Consider the following 18261-nt stretch of genomic DNA (forward strand, 5'->3'; position numbering starts at 1 on the left):
CTCGCTCCACCCCGATCGGTTGCCGCGGCCCCCCGATCGGGTAGCATCCGCGCGTGTCCGAGCTGTTCGCCGCCGTCGTCTCGATCGCCTCGACGCGACGCCGCCGCTTCCTGTGGGCCGCCTGGTGGACCGCCCCGCCGGCGCGCGAGCCGTTCCGCAAGCCCGACGCCTCGGAGGGCGGCGCCCGCACGCGCGACGAGGCCCTGCGCCGCGCCGAGAAGGCCGCCGGTCGCGCGCTGGTCCAGATCGAGCCGATCTGGGCGCGCGCGTGGGCCCGCGTGCTGATGGGCGAGGCCCCGTTCCCGCAGGCCGCGAAGGACGCGACCGGCGTCGCGCCGCCCGCGAGCCGCGAGCCGCAGGGCGCCTCGATCTGGCAGGTCCTCGGGCTCTCGTCGCAGGCCACGGTCGCGGAGATCCGCGCCGCCTTCCGCCAGCGCGCGCTGCTCACCCACCCCGACCGCGGCGGCGACGCCGAGGCCTTCCGCGCGCTCCGCGAGGCCCACGACCAGGCGCTCGCCCGCCGGAGCCGCGCCGCCAGGCGACCCCGCCGCAAGCGCCCCGAGTCATGACGCCTGACAGACCGGCGCATGACGGCACAGCGCCGCCGCGCGACCGCGACCGGCGGTGAGCGGCCGACGAGCACTGGTTTGCCCCGTGTTCTCCGGTCTTGCCCGGTTCTGCCCGGTCGTGTCCTCGTCCGCCGGGCCTGCGGGCGCCACTGTCCTGGCATGAACACGTTGACCAAGACCGCGATCCGCGGCGACGACATCTTCACCGTCCACGACTTCTGCACCGCCGACGAGTGCGCCGAGCTGCTCCGCCTCGCCCACGGCATCGGCTTCACGGCCGCCCCGATCACGACAGCCCGCGGCTTCGTGATGGCCCCCGAGGTCCGCAACAACACCCGGGTGATCCTCGACGACGAGGAGCGCGCGGCCCGGCTGTGGCAGCGTCTGGCCCCGTTCGTGCCCGAGCGGCAGGGCCGCTGGCGCGCCGTCGGCCTCAACGAGCGGTTCCGCTTCTACCGCTACGAGCCCGGCCAGTACTTCCGCTGGCACCACGATGGCTCGTACTTCCGAGATACCCGGGAGCACAGCCTGCTCACCTTCATGATCTACCTCGACGCCGAGTTCACCGGCGGCAGCACCGACTTCGACCCCGACGGCGAGGTCCTGCGCGTCACCCCGGCGCGCGGCACGGCGCTCCTGTTCGAGCACCCGATCCGCCACCAGGGCGCCCCCGTCCTGCGCGGCGTCAAGCACGTCCTGCGCAGCGACGTCATGTACCGCCGCGAGCACGCATGACCTATCGAGCATGCCTCATGGCACATGCCCTATCAGACATGCCCTATCCAACATATCCTGAAATTCACCCCGGCCGCCGGCGTCGAACAGTCGCTCGAGGTCTACGCTGAATTTTTTAACCGACGTGAGGGGCCGCCGCCTCGTCGTGGCGGATCGAGTACGGCGTCGGCCGCTGTTCACGGCAGGTTCGCCAGCGCTTGCAGCTGCCGCGCGGCCGCCCCGCGGACCTGGGCGTTGTCCGTCAATTCGGCCGCGCGCTCGAAGCAGCCGCGGGCTGCCGTCAGCTCGCCGACGCGCCGCAGCAGCTCGCCGCGCGCCAGGTAGAAGCCGGGGTAATCGACCAGCGCCGCCGCCACCTCCGGCTCTGCCAGCGCGCGCAGCCCCACCTCCGGGCGCCCGGCGAACCCGGCGGCCACCGCCCGGTTGAGCGCCACGATCGGCGTCGGGTGGCGCACCTGCAGCTCCGTGTAGAGCAGGAAGATCTGCAACCAGTCGGTAGCCTCCGCCGAGTCCGCCTCGACGTGCACCGCCGCGATCGCGGCCTGCAACTGATACGGCCCCGGTCGGCCCTGTCGCAGCGCCTGCGCCACCAGCTCGAGGCCCTCCGCGATCTGGCCGCGATCCCAGCGCGACCTGTCCTGCTCCGCCAGCAGGATCAGCGCCCCCTCGTCGTCGGTCCGCGCCTCGCGTCGCGCGTCGTGCAGCAGCATCAACGCCAGCAGCCCCGTCATCTCCGGCTCGTTCGGCAGGATCGTCGCCAGCACGCGGGCCAGCCGGATCGCCTCGCTGCACAGCTCCCGGCGGATCGCCGACGCGCCCGCGCTGGCCAGGTAGCCCTCGTTGAAGATCAAGTAGATCACCGCCAGCACCGCCTCGACGCGCGCGGGCAGGGCGGCCGCGTCGGGCACCGCGTAGGGGATCTTCGCCCGCGCGATCTTCTGCTTCGCCCGCACCAGGCGCTGCGCCATCGTCGACTCGCTCGTCAAGAAGGCGCGGGCGATCTCCGCCGTCGACAGCCCGCCGAGCGTGCGCAGCGTCAGCGCCACCTGGGCCTCGGGCGCCAGCGCCGGGTGACAGCAGGTGAAGATGAGGCGCAGGCGGTCGTCCGCGACCGGCCCGCCCGGTCCGACGTCGGGTCGACCCTCGTCGGCGCGGGTCCGCAGCAGCTCGGCCTCGACGTGTGCGCCGAGCCGGTCCGCGTTGCGACGGCGGCGCAGGCGGTCGAGCGCCTTGCGCTGCGCCGTCGTCGTCAACCACGCCCCGGGCGAGTGCGGCAGCCCGTCGACCGGCCAGCGCTCGAGTGCGGTCGTCAGCGCGTCCTGCAGCGCGTCCTCGGCCAGCTCGAAGCTGCCGGTCAGGCGGATCAGCGTCGCCAGCACCGCGCCCGACTCGGCGCGGAAGATGGCATCGATCGCCCTGGCGACGCCGTTCACCCCGCCGAGGGTCCCACGCCGCCGGCTAGAACACCATCACCGGCCGCACCTCGGCCGACCCCATCCCGTGGACCACCTCGGGGATCCTCGCCGCCCACGCCAGCGCCGCGTCGAGGTCGGCGCAGTCGACGATCCAGAACCCGCCGAGCTGCTCCTTCGTCTCCACGAACGGCCCGTCGACGTGGATTGTCCGGCCCTCCGAGCTGCGCACCGTCGTCGCCGTCGTCGACGGCTGCAGCGCCTCACCGCCGCACAGCACGCCGGCCCGCCTCATCTCCTCGGTGTAGGCTTCGTACTCGCCGAAGATCTGCTGCTGCTTCTGCTCCGGCAGCGCGTTCCAGGCCTGCTCGCTGCTGAAGATCATGATCATGTACTTCATCGTCGTGACTCCTCCCGGTCCGTCATGACCGGCCTCGTCCCGCCGACGATCGAGCCCGACGACGATCGACAGCCCCTCCAACTTTTTTCTCGACCTCGTCTCGCCCCTCGCGCACTCCGCGCCCCGTCGTCATCAAAATCGGCCGCTCAGCACCAGCCCGGCGAGCGTGGGCGCCACCTGAACGCGGCCGCGGGCGGCCCTCATGTCGCGGGCGCCCGTCGCCAGCAGCGTCACCCCGAGCACCGCGCCGAACGCCGCCGTGACCGCGCCGACAGCCAGCATCGTCTCGCCCCGGTCGTGCTGGGCCCGCAGCGGCGCCAGCGCCTCCTCCGAGTAACCTGTCCCTCGGGCCAGCTCGTGCGCCGAGAAGCGCTGGATGTACGACCCGCTCACCATCACCCCGAGTCCGACGACGCCGACCCCGAGCAGGCCCGCGCCCGCGAACATCTGCGCCCGCCCCTTGCGCAGCCGCACCGGGTCGACCTCCGAGGTCGTCGGCACCGGCCCGAGCTCGCAGCGCGCCGCCTCGCTCGCCGATTCCTCCGCGCTCGCCTCCACCGGCCGCACCGGCATGGCCACCTCGGTCGACGCCACCGCGGGCTCGCTCGCAGCGGCGCCCTGCGGCTCGCCCGCCATCCCGTCCGCCACGACCTTGTCGTCCTCGCTCGCGGGGAGCTCGCCCGTCCCCCCCTCTGCCGCGCTCTCGACCTCGTTCGCCCCGCCTACCGGCGGCACCTCCTCGACCGCCGCTCGTCGCGGCGCCCCGGCTCGCGCTTCACTCCTGCCCTTCGCCTTCGCGGCGTTCTTCGCCGGCTTCACCTGCGGCGGCCGAGGCTTCGTCTCGGCGGGAGCCTCGACCGCCGGCGCCTTCGGCTTCACCGTCACGAGCTCCTCCGCCCGCCACGCGTCCGCCGGCGCCTCCGCGGCGGGCGACGGCATCAACAGACCAAAGAGACATGTCCATAAGACCAGCATATTCCTACCCTCGACGCCGACTCGATCCAGTCGATCAATTAAACTCGGCCCCCGAGAGGATCCAGCGCAAGATCACCTGCGCCTCCGCGGCCGCGATCGGGCTGCCGCCGATCGGCATCTGCGCCCCGACGGCCGGTGTGCGCAGCACCAGCTTGTGCATCAGGTAACTGTTCGTCGGCGCGTTCGCCTGCACGCGCGGCATGTCGACCTGCTCTGCCTCGTCCTCGATCAGCTCCTCCCACAGCCGGTCGGGCTCGCGATCGAAGCGCAGGTCGCCGGGCTCGACCCCGTCGACGTGGCAGCCGGAGACCGCGCAGCGTTGGTCCGTCAGCGCGCGCACCTGCGTGAACGTGGCCGCGGGAGGGTCATGGTCGACCACCGCGACCGTCACCGGCGCGCTCGTCACTCCGCCCGCGCTCGCCGTCAGCTCGACTGTCCCCGGGGACACCCCGAGCAGCACCCCCTTGCCGTCGACGTACAGCGTCAGCTCCGCGCTGCTCGTCCACGTCAATGTCACGTCGACCGGCTCGCCCTCCTCGTTCGTCACCAGCGCCGTCAGCGGCGTCGTCTCGCCGACCAGCACCTGCACCGGCCCGTCGACCTCGAGCTCGATCTCCCCGACCTCGCCCTCCTGGCCGCCGGACGAGCACGCGAACACCTCCGTCTCGGGCGCCCCCGCTGCGATCCACGCCGAGATCGTCGCCACCTGTCCTTCGGACAACATCCCGCCGAGCGGCATTTGCTGGCCCACCGACGGCGCCGGCGAGAGCTTTTCCATCAAAAAGCTGCTCGCGGGATCTCCCGGCGCCACCCGCAGCACCCCCGGCGCCTGCGAGCTCTCGACGTTCACCAGCGCCGCGAACGACTCGCCTGTCGCCAGGGACAGCCCGCCCGCCGGTTGACCGCCCGCGTGGCAGCTGCAGCTCCCCGTGAAGATCGGCTGCACCGCGCCCGGGAAGTCGCACTCGCCCGGCGTCCCGCCCGACGGATCGACCGGACCCGTGGTCGGCGCCTCGCCGGTGGTGGGCACCTCCCCCGAGGTGGGACCGGGCTCCGCCGTCGTCCCGTCGGTGTCGCTCATCGCGCCGTCGCTGTCCTGCTCGGGCAGCGAGACCAGCTGGCAGGCGGAGGAGAGCGCGGCGCACAGCACCAGCGCGGAGGAATTGGTTCGATGACGACCTGGCATGCGCGCCTCTGGAGTGCCCGCACCAGGGCGAGCGTTACACCGAGGACTGCATTATTCTCGATCACCCGCGAGCGCTGCCGGCGCCGCCCCGCGAGTCGCCGATTCTGCCTCCAGCGACCACCGACCCCGCGCGAGGCCCGCCGCAGGAGCGAATCGTGACTCACGACACATATGCTCCTGTCTCCAAGGACATCTCGCCGGAGGCACCTCTTCGGGACACGTCCTCACGTCGAGCGCAGCGAGCACGACCGACAGCAACGCCATCGCCGCTATCGCAGCACATGTCTCTCGAGACATCTCGTCACCGCACCACCGCTCGCCCCCCAGGCCGACGCCTCGCCCGGACAGCACGACTTCGCAGCGCGCATCGCCGCCCTCGTAGCGCATGTCTCTCGAGACATCTCGCCACCGCACCGCCGCCCGGCTCACGCCGCCACATCACATGTCTCTCCGGCCATCTCACGACTCACCGCCCGCGCGTCGCCCCGCCGCGGTGCGCAGCCGCGAGCGCATCACCTGTCTCTTCGACCACCTCGCGCATCGATGCGAACGTCCGCATCGAGCACGCGCGCCCGCGCGCCACTCGAACCTCACGGTGCACCTGCGAGCGCGGGTGCACCGCGAGCGCCCGGCCGCGCCCCGATGCGGCGACCAGGCGCCTCGCGGTACGCTCGCCCGATGAATTCTCGCTATTGCCGTCCGATGGCCCTCCTCGCGCTCCTCGCGGCCTGCAGCGACGACGGAGGTCGTGACACCGCCGCGACCGCCACCCAGCCGTCGAGCGCGCCGGCGACGATGACCGACGCTGTCACGATGACCGGCGCCACCGACGGCGAGCCGACCGGCACCACCGCGGGCACCACCACCGGCATCACCGACGGTCCCACCACCGTCCCGACCACCACCGTCGATCCGCCCGTCACCAGCACCACCGACGCCACCACCGAGCCGCCGGGCACCACCACCGACGGCGCCGATTGCCTCCCGCCCGACGCATTGATCGTGCTCGACCGCACGCAATCGATGCACCGCACCCCTGACGGCGCCACGCCCGTCGACGCCCCCGGCTACGCCAGCAGCAAGTGGGCCCTGGCGATCTCCGCCATCGAGACCCTGACCGCCGCGCCGCAGGACGACACCGTCCGTTTCGGCCTCGAGCTGTGGCCGAGGGATCCCGGCGGCGGCGCATGCGTCACGCTGGCCGAGCGCATCGAGCAGAACAAGACGGCCACCAACCCGATGTGCGAGGCCGGCGAGGTCGTCATCGGCCCCGAGCTCGGCAACGGCGCCGCGATCGCCGGCGCCATCGACCCGGCCGCCACCTTGCTGTGCAACACCACCCCCACCGGCCAGGCCCTCGTCACCGCCGGCGAGTACCTCGCCGCCAACAAGGAGCCCGGGCGCGAGCAGTACGCGATCCTCGTCACCGACGGCGCCGACTGGGAATTCAGCTGCCCCGAGCCCTCGCCGCTGGCCGCCGTGCAGGACCTCGCCGAACAGGGCATCAAGACCTTCATCGTCGGCTTCAACGGCGAGGAGGCGGCGATGGGCGCCACCGAGTACCTCAACGACCTCGCCTGCGCCGGCCGCACCGCCAAGGGTTTCCCGGGCCCGTGTGTCCCCACCGCCGACGGCTTCGTCGCCGTCGAGGGTGCGGACATTCCCGTGTACCTGCAGGCCGACAACGCCGACGAGCTCGGCGCCGCCCTCAAGTCCGTCGCCGGTCAGCTGTGCTGCGGCTGCGACAAGACCTGCGACGCCCCCGAGGTGTTGTTCGCCCTCGATCGCACCCTCAGCATGCACCGCACGCCCGACGGCGAGACCCCCGTCGACGCCCCGAACTACGCCAGCAGCAAGTGGGCCCAGGCGATCGGCGCGATCGAGCAGGTCGTCGGCGGCAACGGCCTCGACACCGACCTGCGCTTCGGCCTCGAGCTGTGGCCGCGCGACCCGGGCGGCGGCCTGTGCATCACCCTCGCCGAGCGGATCCTCGACACCAAGCAGGCCACGAACCCCAGCTGTCAGGACGCCGAGATCCTCGTCCCGCCTGCGCTCGCGGCCGGCCCGGCGATCGCCGCCGCCGTCGACCCGCTCACCACCTTGATCTGCAACACCACCCCGACCGGCACCGCGCTCGAGACCGCCTCGACCTGGCTGGTCGACCACGCCGTCCCCGGCCGCGAGCAGTACGTCGTCCTCGTCACCGACGGCGCCGACTGGGACCTCAGCTGCCCCGACCCCTCGCCCCTGCTCGTCACCCAGAAGCTCGCCGCCGCCGGCATCCGCACCTACGTCGTCGGCTTCTTCGGCGCCGAGGCCCAGGCCGGCGCCGTCCAGTTCCTCAACGACGTCGCCTGCGCCGGCCAGACCGCCAAGGACTTCGACGCCAACTGCGCGCAGATGGGCAGCGGCTACCAGGCCAAGGACCCCAACGGCATGGTCCCCCTCTACCTCCAGGCCGGCAACGGCGAGCTGCCGCAGACCCTCACCACCGTCGCCGACGAGATTCTGCAGTACTGCATCCCCGGCTGATCGCGGATCAGTGACATGTCCCGACGGACATATCACGCGGCGCTACGCCGCCCTGGATGAATGCGCCGCCGACTGCGCTGGCGAAATACTGCGGGACTTCCTCCGAAAGCCTTGCAGTCCCCTCGCACCGACACACCTGTCCTCCGGGACATCTCACGCACGCCGGCGCCGGGCCAGCCCGACGAGCACGACCAGCGCGAGCAGCCCCGGCCGCTCGTGCGCGCTGCAGCCCGTCCCCGCCCCTGCGGCCTCCGGCGCACCGGGTTCCTCCGCCGGCTCGCCCGGCGGCGAGTCCTCCGGCGCCACCCCCATGTAGTCCTCGCCGTCCGGCCAGGTCTTGCAGCTGTCGGGGTCCCAGGACATTTGCCCCTCGCATACGTACGCCGGCCCCTCGCATTGCCCCGCCAGCATGTCCGACGGGTCGAGCTCGAGCGGGCCGAGCTGGTCGGCCAGACCGTCGCCGTGACAGCGCTCGTCGACGAACACCTCTCCCCGCGCCAGATCGAGCGACTCGAAGCGCAGGCACCCCGGCGCCCGCAGCCCGGCCAGCTTCCCGGTGTACGCCTGATCGTCCGGCCCGAGCAGGCGGTGAGCGAAGTTACCCGCCGCGAGCGCCGGCAGCATACTGTGCTCGACTTCGTACGCGACGTCGAGCTGCCCGTGCGTGCGCAGGTGCGTGCAAGAACCATCCGCGTATTCCACCCGCTCCGGATCGCTCGCCGGACAGTGCCCCTGGACCTGTTCGAGCCGCGGATACGCCCCGTCGCAGCAGACCAGATCCGCGAGCCGGTCCTTCGTCTCGATCACGTGCGTGCTCGTCACCGCCAGCGGCGGGGCAGCCGGAGGCGGCAGCGGCTCGGCCGCGATCGTCACCGCGTTCTCCCGCTCGTACGTCACGCAGGCCCCCGGCGCTGCCCCGTACACCGCGCTCGCCCACGCGGCGGTGTCGACGTACGTCATCACCGTGTACGTCGCCCCCGCGGTCCACGGTTGCGCGGGGCGCCAGACGAACGTCGAGAACTCCTCGTACAGCTCGAAGCTCCCGGCCACCTCCTCGCCTTGCCCGTCGAGCACCCGCAGCGTGAAGAACTCGAGCGCCGCATCGGCCCGCCCGAACCCGGCGTAAAACGAGAGCACGCCGTCGGCCGCCAGCTCCGCGCTCGCCGGCCACAGCTGCAGCGGCAGCGGGTCGGCGCAATCGTCTCCGCAGTGCGCGCGGGCCGGGGCCGCGCTCGCCATCATCCACCCCACCGCCACGAGCACGCGAATCGCGGTCAAGCCACGCATCTGTCCACTATACCACCCCCCACGGCCGCCGAGTAGCGACCTGGCGATCGCACGTCCGCAGCGCGCCGTCTCCAGGATATGTCCCCGAGGACAGGCGCCCATCGCCACCGCCCCACACACATGTCCCCCAGGACAGCTCACTTCCGACCGCGCCGGCGCCGGCTCGACCGACGAGCACCAGCCGCCCCCGACCACCCATGCGCGCTACCTCCGACGGACAGCATCCTGTTCCTCCGTCCAGGTCTTGCGGTTGCAAGGGTCCCACACCTGATCGCCTGGCCCGCGTGCGCCGCCCCTCGCGGAGCATCGGGTTCGCAGGACCGCGGCCGAATTCACATGACCTCGAGGACATCGACAATCATTGGACGGACCCAGCGGACCCTGCTGCCGGATTCGCCGCCGACGATCGCGCCCGCCGCCGTGTGCGCCGCGTGAAGCGTCCGTCACCTCGGCGGCGTCGCCGACCGCGCTCCGACGGTGCTCGCCGGCTCACGCCGCGTCTTGATTAATTCCAGACGCCGCGTCTTGAACTCCAATTGGCGGCTCCTACTCTCGCCGGTGCGCTCGCGACCTGCGGGCGGCGGAGCCGGCGCCGATGGTGTGGCGACCGCCAGGAGCTCGGATGGCCCGCCTCATCGATCACGCCCGCTGCAGCAAGCCTCGCCGTTATTCGTTCGCCGTCGGCATCACAGCGCTGGCGGCCGGTCTGCGCCTCTTCCTCGCCGTCACGCTCGAGCCCCGGCCGCCGATCCTCCTCCTGTTCACCGGCGCCGCCGGCGTCTCGGCGTGGCTCGGCGGGCTCGGGCCGGCGCTCCTCACCATCGCCCTCTCGTCCGTCCTCGACGTCTGTTGCTTCGACCTCGCCGACTCCGTGCAACAATGGAGCGACCTCGTCGACCTCGGCATCTTCGCCCTCGTCGCGCTCGCCGTCGCGTGGTTGTGTGAATCGCTGCACGCCGCGCGGCGGCTGGCCGAGGCCCGCGCCCGCGAGCTCGCGCTCGTGTCCGCCGGCGAGCGGGCGTGGAAGGACCGCTACGAGGCCGCCGTGCGGGCCAGCGGCCACATCCTCTACGACTTCGACCGCAACAGCGGCCGCGCCATGTTCAGCGGCGCCTGCCTGCCGATCCTCGGCTACAGCGCGCAGGAGCTGGGCGAGCGCATCGACTGGAGCGCCCTCGTGCACCCCGACGACCTGCCGCGCTACCGCGCCTCGCGCGAGGGCGGCAGCCTCGCGGTCGAGTACCGCGTGCGCCACCGCGACGGGCGATACGTCATCCTCCACGACGTCGGCGAGCAGGTCCACGACGCCGGCGGGCAGGTCGTCCGCGTCGTCGGCTTCCTCAAGGACGTCACCGCCCAGCGCCAGGCCGAGGCGCTCGTGCGCGCCAGCGAGGAGCGCCTGCGCCTGGCGGTCGAGGCGACCGGGCTCGGCGTCACCGCCACCGTGTTCGCGCGCGACGGCTCGGTCCGGTTCGAGTGGACGCGCGAGGCCCGGCGCCTGTTCGACGTCCCCGACGACGGCGAGTTGACGGTCGCCGACCTGCGCGCGCGCGTGCACCCCGACGACCTCCCCGCCGTGCGGGCCGCCGTGCAGGCCGCCCTCGATCCGGACGGCGACGGCAGCGACAACCTCGAATTCCGCATCGTCCGCGGCGACGGCAGCGTGCGCTGGCTCGGCTGTCAGGGCCGCACCGTCTTCGACACCGACGTCCGGCCGCCGCGTCCGCTGCGCAACATCGGCATCGTCCGCGACGTCACCGAGCGCAAGGCCACCGCCGCGCAGCTCGCCGAGAGCTTCGCCCTCATCGACGCGCTCGTCATGAGGGCGCCGATCGGCATGGCCTTCATCGACCGCGAGTCCCGCTACGTCCGCGTCAACGACAAGCTCGCCGAGTTCAACGGCCTCCCGCCCGCCGACCACATCGGCCGCACCGTCGCCGAGGTCGTCCCCACCCTGTGGCCCCTCTTCGAGCCCTTGCTGCGCGACGGCCTGCGCGACGGCCTGGAGCGGGTCAACATCGAGATGCAGGGCGACCCGCGGGGCTCCGGCTCGCTGCGCCACTGGTTGCTGAGTCAATACCCGATCCGCGCCGGCGACCGCTTGCTGGGGGTCGGCATCACCGTCATCGAGACCACCGCGCAGAAGCGCATCGAGGCCTCGCTGCGCGAGGCCGATCAGCGCAAGGACACCTTCATCGCCACGCTCGCCCACGAGCTGCGCAACCCGCTGGCGCCGATCCGCAACGCCCTCGCGCTGCTCGCCGTGGCCCGCGACGCGCCCGAGCGGTCCGCCGGCGTGGCCGTCATCGGCCGGCAGGTCGAACAGATGGCGCACCTCCTCGAAGACCTGCTCGACGTCTCGCGGATCACCCGCGGCCGGCTCACCCTGCGCCGCGAGCCGATCACCCTCGCCTCCGTGATGGCGCGCGCCGCCGAGACCGCGGAGCCGTGGATCAACGCGCGCCGTCATCGCTTCGAGGTCGACCTGCCGGCCACCCCGGTCATCCTCGACGCCGACCCGGTGCGGCTGGCGCAGGTGTTCTCCAACCTGTTCACCAACGCCGCCAAGTACACCGAGCCGGGCGGCACGATCCGGGTGACGGCCGCCGTGCTCGGCGAGCGGGTCCGGATCTGCGTCGCCGACACCGGCGTCGGCATCGCCGCCGAGCACCTGCCGCGGCTGTTCGAGATGTTCTCCCAGGTCGGTCCGACCCAGTCGCGCTCGGAGGGCGGGCTCGGCATCGGCCTCGCGCTCGCCCGCGGCCTCGTCGAGATGCACGGCGGCCAGATCTCGGCGCGCAGCGAGGGGCTCGGGCGCGGCAGCGAATTCATCGTCGACCTCCCGCTCGCCGTCGCCGACGCCCCGACCCGCCCGCGCGCCCGCCCCGCCCTCGCCGGGCGCCCGAGCGGCTGGCGGATCGTCGTCGCCGACGACAACGTCGACAACGCCGACACCCTCGCCATGTTGCTCGAGGCGTTCGGCAACGAGGTCCACACCGTCTACGACGGCGAGGCGGCCGTGCGCGCATGTACCGAGTTCCGCCCCGACGTCGTGTTCCTCGACATCGGCATGCCCAAGCTCGACGGCTACGAGGTCTGTCGGTGGATCCGCCAGCAGCCGTGGGGCGCCCGGACGATGCTCGTCGCCCAGACCGGCTGGGGTCAGGACGAGGACCGCCGGCGCGCCGAGGCGGCCGGCTTCGATCACCACCTCACCAAGCCGGCCGACCCGGACCGACTGATCGCCCTGCTGTCGCGCTCTGCCGGGCCTCGCTCGGCCGCATGACATGTCCTTCGGGACATGTTTTGATGGGCTCATCGGTGTGGTGCTTCGCGAAATGCCGACTGCGCCTCCCGGGGGGTCCGGGGAAGGGTCGGCCGCGAGTTCAGCGTGCCGATGACCCCTCCTGCGTCGGGGTCTTCTTGCCCTCGTATTCGCGACCGACCCTTCCCCGGACCCCTGGCACGGCTGCAGCCGTGAGAGGCCGACACGCCGTCGCGGGCTTCGATGCGAGATGTCCCGAGGACAGATCACGAGCGCCCGCTCGACGGCCAGGACTGGCCGCCGAGCGGACGCCATCTCGCATCATTCACGGCGTGTCATTCTCCGCGGCGGACCTCCGCGCGTCGGCCTCGGAAGCCACCGCCTGGCCTCAACCTCCCGCCCACCCGCGCCCGCGGTCGAGCTTCAGAAGCCACCGCCTGGCATCAACTCCCGCCCTCGGCGTGTCATTCTTCGGCGGCCGTGCACGCGCGCCGGCGGTCGAGCTTCAGAAGCCACGCCTGGCCTCAACCTGCCGCCCTCGGCGTGTCATTCTTCGGCGGCCGTGCACGCGCGCCCGCGGTCGAGCTTCAGAAGCCACCGCCTGGCCTCAACCTCCCGCCCTCCGCGTGCCATTCTTCGGCGGCCGTGCACGCGCGCCCGCGGACGTGCACGCGCGCCAACCTCGAGCCTCAGAAGCGGCCGCCGAGCATGAACGTGCCGCCGTCGAGGAACGGCGTCGGCCCGACGTTGGCGCGCAGGCGGGTGCGACCCAGTTTGAAGCCGTCGACATCGGCCACGCGCGGGGACTTGCCGTCGTTGACGAACTGGATGGTGCCGGCGATGCCCATGGCGAGGCCGGCGATCTGGACCAGCGCCGGCATGGCCATGAAGACCTTGGGCGTGATCGCGTCGGTGCGGAGGTACGGGATCGTCAAGAACGGCCCGACCAGCGGGATCAACGAGTAGCCGGCCGCGCGCCGGCAGTTCGGCGCGCTGGCGATGCTGCAGGTGTCGTGGACGATGCCGGCGATCAGCGCGGTGAACAGGTACGACGCGCCGAACATGGTCCAGCCGGCGATCATCAGCCCCTTGCGGCGCGAACGCGGCGGCGAGGGCGGCGGCGCATAGACGGTGCCGGCGGCTGGGCCCTCCGGCGGCGTCCCGGTCGCGCTGGGATCGGCGTAGGGCTGCGGGGCCGGGGGAGGCGCCTCGCTCACCGGCGCGGCCTCGGGTGCGGCCTCGGGTGCGGCCTCGGGCTGGGTCTGCGCCGCGGCTGACCAGGAGGCCAGGGTCGATCGGACAGGCGCGGCCGCGGCCTCGGGACAGACGAGCGACGCGGCGACGACGACGGCGAGGGGCAAGGCGGTGCGGGACATTCGATCTCCTGTCGTCGCAGACTAAATCCCTGGCCTGTGCGCCGTAAACGCGAATCGACGTGCGCAGTGCGCCCGGCCCCGCGTTCGTCGCAAATTCGCACTATTCACAATCTCCGCGCGGGTCGCACATGCACCCTCACGACGAGTATTATCGCGTATTCGCCTGTCTTAAGAGCCAGGCTTCTGAATGGTGTTCTGGCGCCGCTGCGACCCGGCTCGAGCGACGGACGAACCAAACCTGCGCGGATCCGTGATCGCTGCGGCGCGGCCACGCTCCCGCCCAGCGGGCCGGGCAGGCGCTACGCGTGAGTTTTCGAGAGATCCTCGCCACTCGCCCGGAAATCGTAGAACTTGTTCTTCCGGCCCGCTCCCGCGGAGGGGCTGTGCCCGCCCGGGCGGGGGCGTATCGTCGGCGAATGCATGCCTCGAGCTCGCGGCCGGTCGCCGCCACGCGCTCCGGCACCTCATCGACCACTGGCGACACCGACACCTGCTGCTGGCCCGCCCCGTGATCCACCGCCTGCGTCTCCTCTCGCTCGCGCTCCTGCTCGGCTGCCCGCATTTGGTCCCGCCGGCCGAGCCCGCCGAGAACGGCGTGCCCGTGCGCGGCCCGACGACCGGGCAGCCGCTGCCCGACCCGGTACGCGCCGCCTCCGCGCGGGCTCACGGCGGCTGCGACACCGGGGCCCAGTGCTCGGAGCACCTCGACGCGAACTACAAGGTCGAGGACGAGAAGCGCACCTGCGAGGCCGCCGGCGGTCGCTGGCTGCACGGCCCCTGTCCCCACCTCCGGGCCCACGGCGCCTGCATCACGCCGCGCTTCCTCGTGTTCGACTACGACAGGATGCGCGCCGAGTACTTCGGCGCCTCGCTCCACCGCGACCTCGCCGAGGCGCGCGAGGCCTGCCTCACCCACGGCGACGAGTTCTACGAGCTCACCCCGTGATCGTATGACATTCCCTAATGCCATGTCGTCGGCCCGGGTCCCGACATTCGAGATCCGCGATATTCGGCCGCATGCAATCCCCTCTCCGCGGCCGGCCCGCTCGCTCTGTCTTTAACGACATGACTAAACAGACATGCCCGAAAGGGCATGCCCGGACCTCGTCTCGCGCCCTGGCGCGCGGCTCCGCTTGACGCGCGACCGCGCCCATTGTACACCACTGAACGGAAGATCAGCCATGCACGACAGCGAAACCGCCGATCCCGTCTCTCCTGCGCTCCTCGACCTCCTGGCCGTGTTCGAGGGCCCGCTCGCCGAGGTCCAGTTCCCGGGGGTCGACCAGGGGGTCCTCCGGGGCCTCGTCGACCAGGTGCGCGGGCACGCCCACGAGCTCGACCAGCTGCGGGCCCAGCTCGACGCCCTCCACAATCAGCTCACCGAGTCCCGCCTGCGGCTGCTTCGCACGGCCGAGCAGGGTCTGGCCTACGCCCGCGTGTTCGCGGCCGACGACCCCGAGCTCGACGCGCGCCTGGCCGACATCCACCTCGGCGGCGGCAAGGCCGAGCCGCGGCGGCGCAAGCTCGAGGTCGCGTCCGCCGATTCCGGCAACGCCGAGCCCCTGCGCTTGCCGCCGCGTCGTGGCCGCAAGCCGCGCGTGGCCGAGGAGGCACCGACCGGCTCCTGAGGCCCGCGCTGCAGGTGATGATGGTAGAACCGCGGCCGTGACCTACGCCGAGCTGCGCGCCGCACTCCGCCACGAGCACCTCCCGCTCGCCTACTGCGACCTCGACCTGCTGGCCGCCAACGCCCGCAGCCTGGTCGAGCGCGCCGGCAGCCTGCCGATCCGCCTCGCCTCCAAGTCGGTCCGTTGCCGCGAGATCCTCCGCCGCGTCCAGGCCATGAGCCCTGTCTTTCAGGGCATCCTCTGTTACAGCGCCGGTGAGGCCGCCCACCTCGCCGCCGATGGTTTTAAAGATTTGGTCGTCGCCTACCCCACGGTCGACCGCCACGACCTCGACCTCGCCTGCACCGCCATCGCCGGCGGCGCCGAGATCTGCCTGATGGTCGACGACCCCGCCCAGCTGCCCTTCCTCTCCGAGGCGGCCGGCCGCGCCGCTGTCACGTTGCCGGTGGCGATCGACCTCGACATGTCCTCGACCCTGCCAGGCCTGCACTTCGGCGTGCGCCGCTCGCCGGTGGTCGCCGTCGACGGCGCCGTCGCCCTCGCCGACGCCATCGCCGGCACCGCCCACCTCCGCCTCGACGGCCTCATGGGCTACGAGGCCCAGCTGGCCGGCCTGCAGGACCTCGTGCCCGGCCAGCGGCTCAAGAGCGCCGCCGTCCGGGCGCTCAAGCGGCGCTCGCAGCCGGAGGTGTTCGCCCGGCGCGCTGCGGTCGTCGCCGCGATCAAGGCCCGCGGCCACGCCCTGCGGTTCGTCAACGGCGGCGGCACCGGGAGCCTCGACCTGACCCGCACCGACCCCTCGGTCACCGAGCTCGCGGCCGGCTCCGGCCTCTTCGGACCGACCCTGTTCGACGGCTACGACAGCTTCCGGCCGCAACCGGCCGCCGGCTTCGCCTTGCCGATCGTGCGGCGGCCGACTCCGGCCATCTACACCTGCTTCGGCGGCGGCTACATCGCCTCCGGCAGCCCCGGCCGCGATCGGCAACCGACCCCTTACCTGCCGGCCGGCACCGGCCTGCTGGCCAACGAGGGCTGCGGCGAGGTCCAGACCCCGGTCACCTACGCGGGCCCGGAGATCCTCGGCATCGGCGACCCGATCTTCTTCCGCCACGCCAAGGCCGGCGAGCTGTGCGAGCACTTCCCCGAGCTCGTGCTGCTGGCCGGCGCCGCCGTGGTCGGCCGCGTCCCCACCTACCGCGGCGACGGCCGCTGCTTCGTCTGACCGGCGAACCACCGCTCGCCATCCTCGCCCGAGCCCCACGGCCGCTGCTTCGTCGGACCGGCGAACCCCTGCTCGGCGTCGCCGTCCGGACCCCGCACGGCCGCCGGCGAACCACCGCTCGCCGTCCTCGCCCGGACCCCGCACCGCCGCTGCATCGTCCCGCGGCCGGCGGCGATTGTCTCAGTTTCGTCGGCGCCGGCCGCTGACTTCGTCCGGGCGCGCGCGCCTGCTACCATCCGCCGCGATGTTCGCGCGCAAGACTTGGTCCAATTGGTCGGGCGGCGTCACCTGTCGTCCGGGACAGTTCGTGGTCCCGAGCACCGTCGACGCCCTCAGCGACCTGGTCCGAGAGACAGCCACCGCCAACGGCAAGCTGCGGGTGGTCGGCGCCGGTCACTCCTTCACCCCGGTCGTCGCCACCGAGCACACCCTCGTCTCGCTGGCGCGGATCAGCGGCATCGCCGAGATCGACCGCGAGGCGGGGGCCGCGACCGTGCTGGCCGGCACCACGATCCGCGACCTCGGCGGCCTGCTCGGCAAGCACGGCCTCGCGCTCGAGAACCAGGGCGACATCGACAGCCAGGCGATCGCCGGGGCCGTCAGCACCGGCACCCACGGCACGGGCATCGCGTTCGGCAGCATCTCGACCCAGGTCCGCGCCCTCACCCTCGTCCTCGCCACCGGCGAGCTGTTGTCGTGCTCGCCGACGCAGGAGCCCGAGATCTTCAAGGCCGCCCAGGTCTCGCTCGGCAGCCTCGGCGTCCTCGCGCGGGTCCGCCTGCAGTGCGTGCCGAGCTACGTGCTCCGCGACGTCCGCAAGAACGTCGACCTCAATCAATGCCTGGCTGACTTCGAGGACAGCTGCCGGCGCCACCGTCACTTCGAGTTCTGGTGGTTCCCCTACAGCGACCGCGCCGCCACCAAGGCGCTCGACATCGTCGCCTCGCCGCGCCCGCGCTCCGCCGTCAAGCGCGTCCTCGCCGACAAGATGCTCGAGACCGGCCTGTTCTGGGCCGCCTCCGAGGCCGTGCGCCTGTTCCCCGGCCTCTCGCGCCCGGTCGCCCGCTTCGCCTCCCGCGCGATCTCCGAGGCCGACTACGCCGACCACAGCCACCGCGTGTTCCCCAGCCCCCGCGACGTCCGCTTCAACGAGATGGAGTACGCCGTCCCCGTCGAGCGCGGCCCCGACTGCCTGCGCGAGCTCAAGGCCTACATCGAGCGCGACCGCGTCCGCGTCCACTTCCCCATCGAGTACCGCGTGGTCGCCGGCGACGACATCTGGCTGAGCCCGTTCTACCGCCGCGACAGCGCCGTGATCTCCGTCCACATGTACGCCGGCATGCCGTACGCCGACTACTTCGCCGGCTGCGAGGCGATCTTCCGCAACCACCGCGGCCGCCCGCACTGGGGCAAGATCCACAACCTCACCGCACATGAACTTCAGGACATGTACCCGGAGTGGCACCGCTTCCACGCCGTCCGCCGCCGCCTCGACCCCCGCGGCGTGTTCATGAACGACCACCTGGCGAAGATCTTCGGCGCCTGACCCTCCGGACATCCGCCGAGAGCGACCGCCCGCCGCGGCCTCCGGGCGAAGATCTCGCCGCCTGCTCTTTCAGCCAGGTTCTCATTGCGCCGGCGTCACGACCCCCGGACCTCGCTCATGACCCGAGA

Annotated in this window: 14 protein-coding genes; 8 read left to right on the forward strand and 6 right to left on the reverse strand. The window is 72.3% G+C overall.

All coding sequences use genetic code 11. The features are described 5' to 3' along the window. Nucleotides 1–53 precede the first annotated feature (53 nt). The gene (locus K7C98_RS09900) at nucleotides 54–569 is read left to right on the forward strand and encodes a J domain-containing protein (protein ID WP_224191353.1); all 516 of its coding nucleotides are present in this window, start codon (nucleotides 54–56) and stop codon (nucleotides 567–569) included. A 159-nt stretch (nucleotides 570–728) separates the two neighbouring features. After that, complete coding sequence (locus K7C98_RS09905) at nucleotides 729–1304, forward strand: 2OG-Fe(II) oxygenase (RefSeq protein WP_224191354.1); 576 nt, start codon at nucleotides 729–731, stop codon at nucleotides 1302–1304. 176 nt (nucleotides 1305–1480) lie between these two features. On the opposite strand, the gene K7C98_RS09910 is transcribed toward K7C98_RS09905, so the two are convergent. The 4 genes from K7C98_RS09910 to K7C98_RS09925 all read right to left on the reverse strand — a co-directional run bounded on the left by K7C98_RS09910 (nucleotide 1481) and on the right by K7C98_RS09925 (nucleotide 5277). Beyond that, nucleotides 1481–2737 carry an RNA polymerase sigma factor gene (locus K7C98_RS09910; RefSeq protein ID WP_224191355.1) on the reverse strand — a complete coding sequence of 419 codons (1257 nt, stop codon included), beginning with the start codon at nucleotides 2735–2737 and terminating at the stop codon, nucleotides 1481–1483. Nucleotides 2738–2762: 25 nt separating this feature from the next. Beyond that, nucleotides 2763–3116, reverse strand: coding sequence for a YciI family protein (locus tag K7C98_RS09915; RefSeq protein WP_224191356.1), 354 nt, complete (start codon nucleotides 3114–3116; stop codon nucleotides 2763–2765). A gap of 132 nt (nucleotides 3117–3248) precedes the next feature. Next, nucleotides 3249–4091: a hypothetical protein gene (locus K7C98_RS09920; RefSeq protein WP_224191357.1), complete on the reverse strand. Its 843-nt coding sequence runs from the start codon at nucleotides 4089–4091 to the stop codon at nucleotides 3249–3251. A 34-nt stretch (nucleotides 4092–4125) separates the two neighbouring features. Continuing rightward, nucleotides 4126–5277, reverse strand: a complete 1152-nt coding sequence (locus tag K7C98_RS09925) for an Ig-like domain-containing protein (RefSeq protein ID WP_224191358.1) — start codon at nucleotides 5275–5277, stop codon at nucleotides 4126–4128. A gap of 678 nt (nucleotides 5278–5955) precedes the next feature. Between K7C98_RS09925 and K7C98_RS09930 the strand changes: the two genes are divergently transcribed. Then, nucleotides 5956–7809, forward strand: coding sequence for a vWA domain-containing protein (locus K7C98_RS09930; protein ID WP_224191359.1), 1854 nt, complete (start codon nucleotides 5956–5958; stop codon nucleotides 7807–7809). A gap of 153 nt (nucleotides 7810–7962) precedes the next feature. Here the strand turns inward: K7C98_RS09930 and K7C98_RS09935 are convergent, their stop codons facing one another. Continuing rightward, nucleotides 7963–9096 (reverse strand): hypothetical protein, encoded by a 1134-nt coding sequence (locus K7C98_RS09935; RefSeq protein WP_224191360.1) that lies wholly within the window; start codon nucleotides 9094–9096, stop codon nucleotides 7963–7965. 622 nt (nucleotides 9097–9718) lie between these two features. On the opposite strand from K7C98_RS09935, the gene K7C98_RS09940 reads away from it, so the two are divergent. Beyond that, entirely contained in the window at nucleotides 9719–12382 is a 2664-nt protein-coding gene (locus tag K7C98_RS09940; protein ID WP_224191361.1) for a PAS domain-containing protein, read from the forward strand. A gap of 668 nt (nucleotides 12383–13050) precedes the next feature. On the opposite strand, the gene K7C98_RS09945 is transcribed toward K7C98_RS09940, so the two are convergent. Next, nucleotides 13051–13737: a hypothetical protein gene (locus K7C98_RS09945; protein WP_224191362.1), complete on the reverse strand. Its 687-nt coding sequence runs from the start codon at nucleotides 13735–13737 to the stop codon at nucleotides 13051–13053. A 508-nt stretch (nucleotides 13738–14245) separates the two neighbouring features. On the opposite strand from K7C98_RS09945, the gene K7C98_RS09950 reads away from it, so the two are divergent. From K7C98_RS09950 to K7C98_RS09965, 4 genes are all read left to right on the forward strand, one after another. After that, nucleotides 14246–14683, forward strand: a complete 438-nt coding sequence (locus K7C98_RS09950) for a hypothetical protein (protein ID WP_224191363.1) — start codon at nucleotides 14246–14248, stop codon at nucleotides 14681–14683. 235 nt (nucleotides 14684–14918) lie between these two features. Then, nucleotides 14919–15365, forward strand: a complete 447-nt coding sequence (locus K7C98_RS09955) for a hypothetical protein (RefSeq protein WP_224191364.1) — start codon at nucleotides 14919–14921, stop codon at nucleotides 15363–15365. 37 nt (nucleotides 15366–15402) lie between these two features. Beyond that, nucleotides 15403–16587, forward strand: coding sequence for an amino acid deaminase/aldolase (locus K7C98_RS09960; protein WP_224191365.1), 1185 nt, complete (start codon nucleotides 15403–15405; stop codon nucleotides 16585–16587). Between the two features lie 244 nt (nucleotides 16588–16831). Continuing rightward, nucleotides 16832–18133, forward strand: coding sequence for a D-arabinono-1,4-lactone oxidase (locus K7C98_RS09965; RefSeq protein WP_224191366.1), 1302 nt, complete (start codon nucleotides 16832–16834; stop codon nucleotides 18131–18133). The last annotated feature ends 128 nt before the right edge of the window (nucleotides 18134–18261 follow it).

Origin of the sequence: Nannocystis pusilla (assembly GCF_020073745.1) — a bacterium.
Lineage (GTDB): Bacteria > Myxococcota_A > Polyangia > Nannocystales > Nannocystaceae > Nannocystis > Nannocystis radixulma.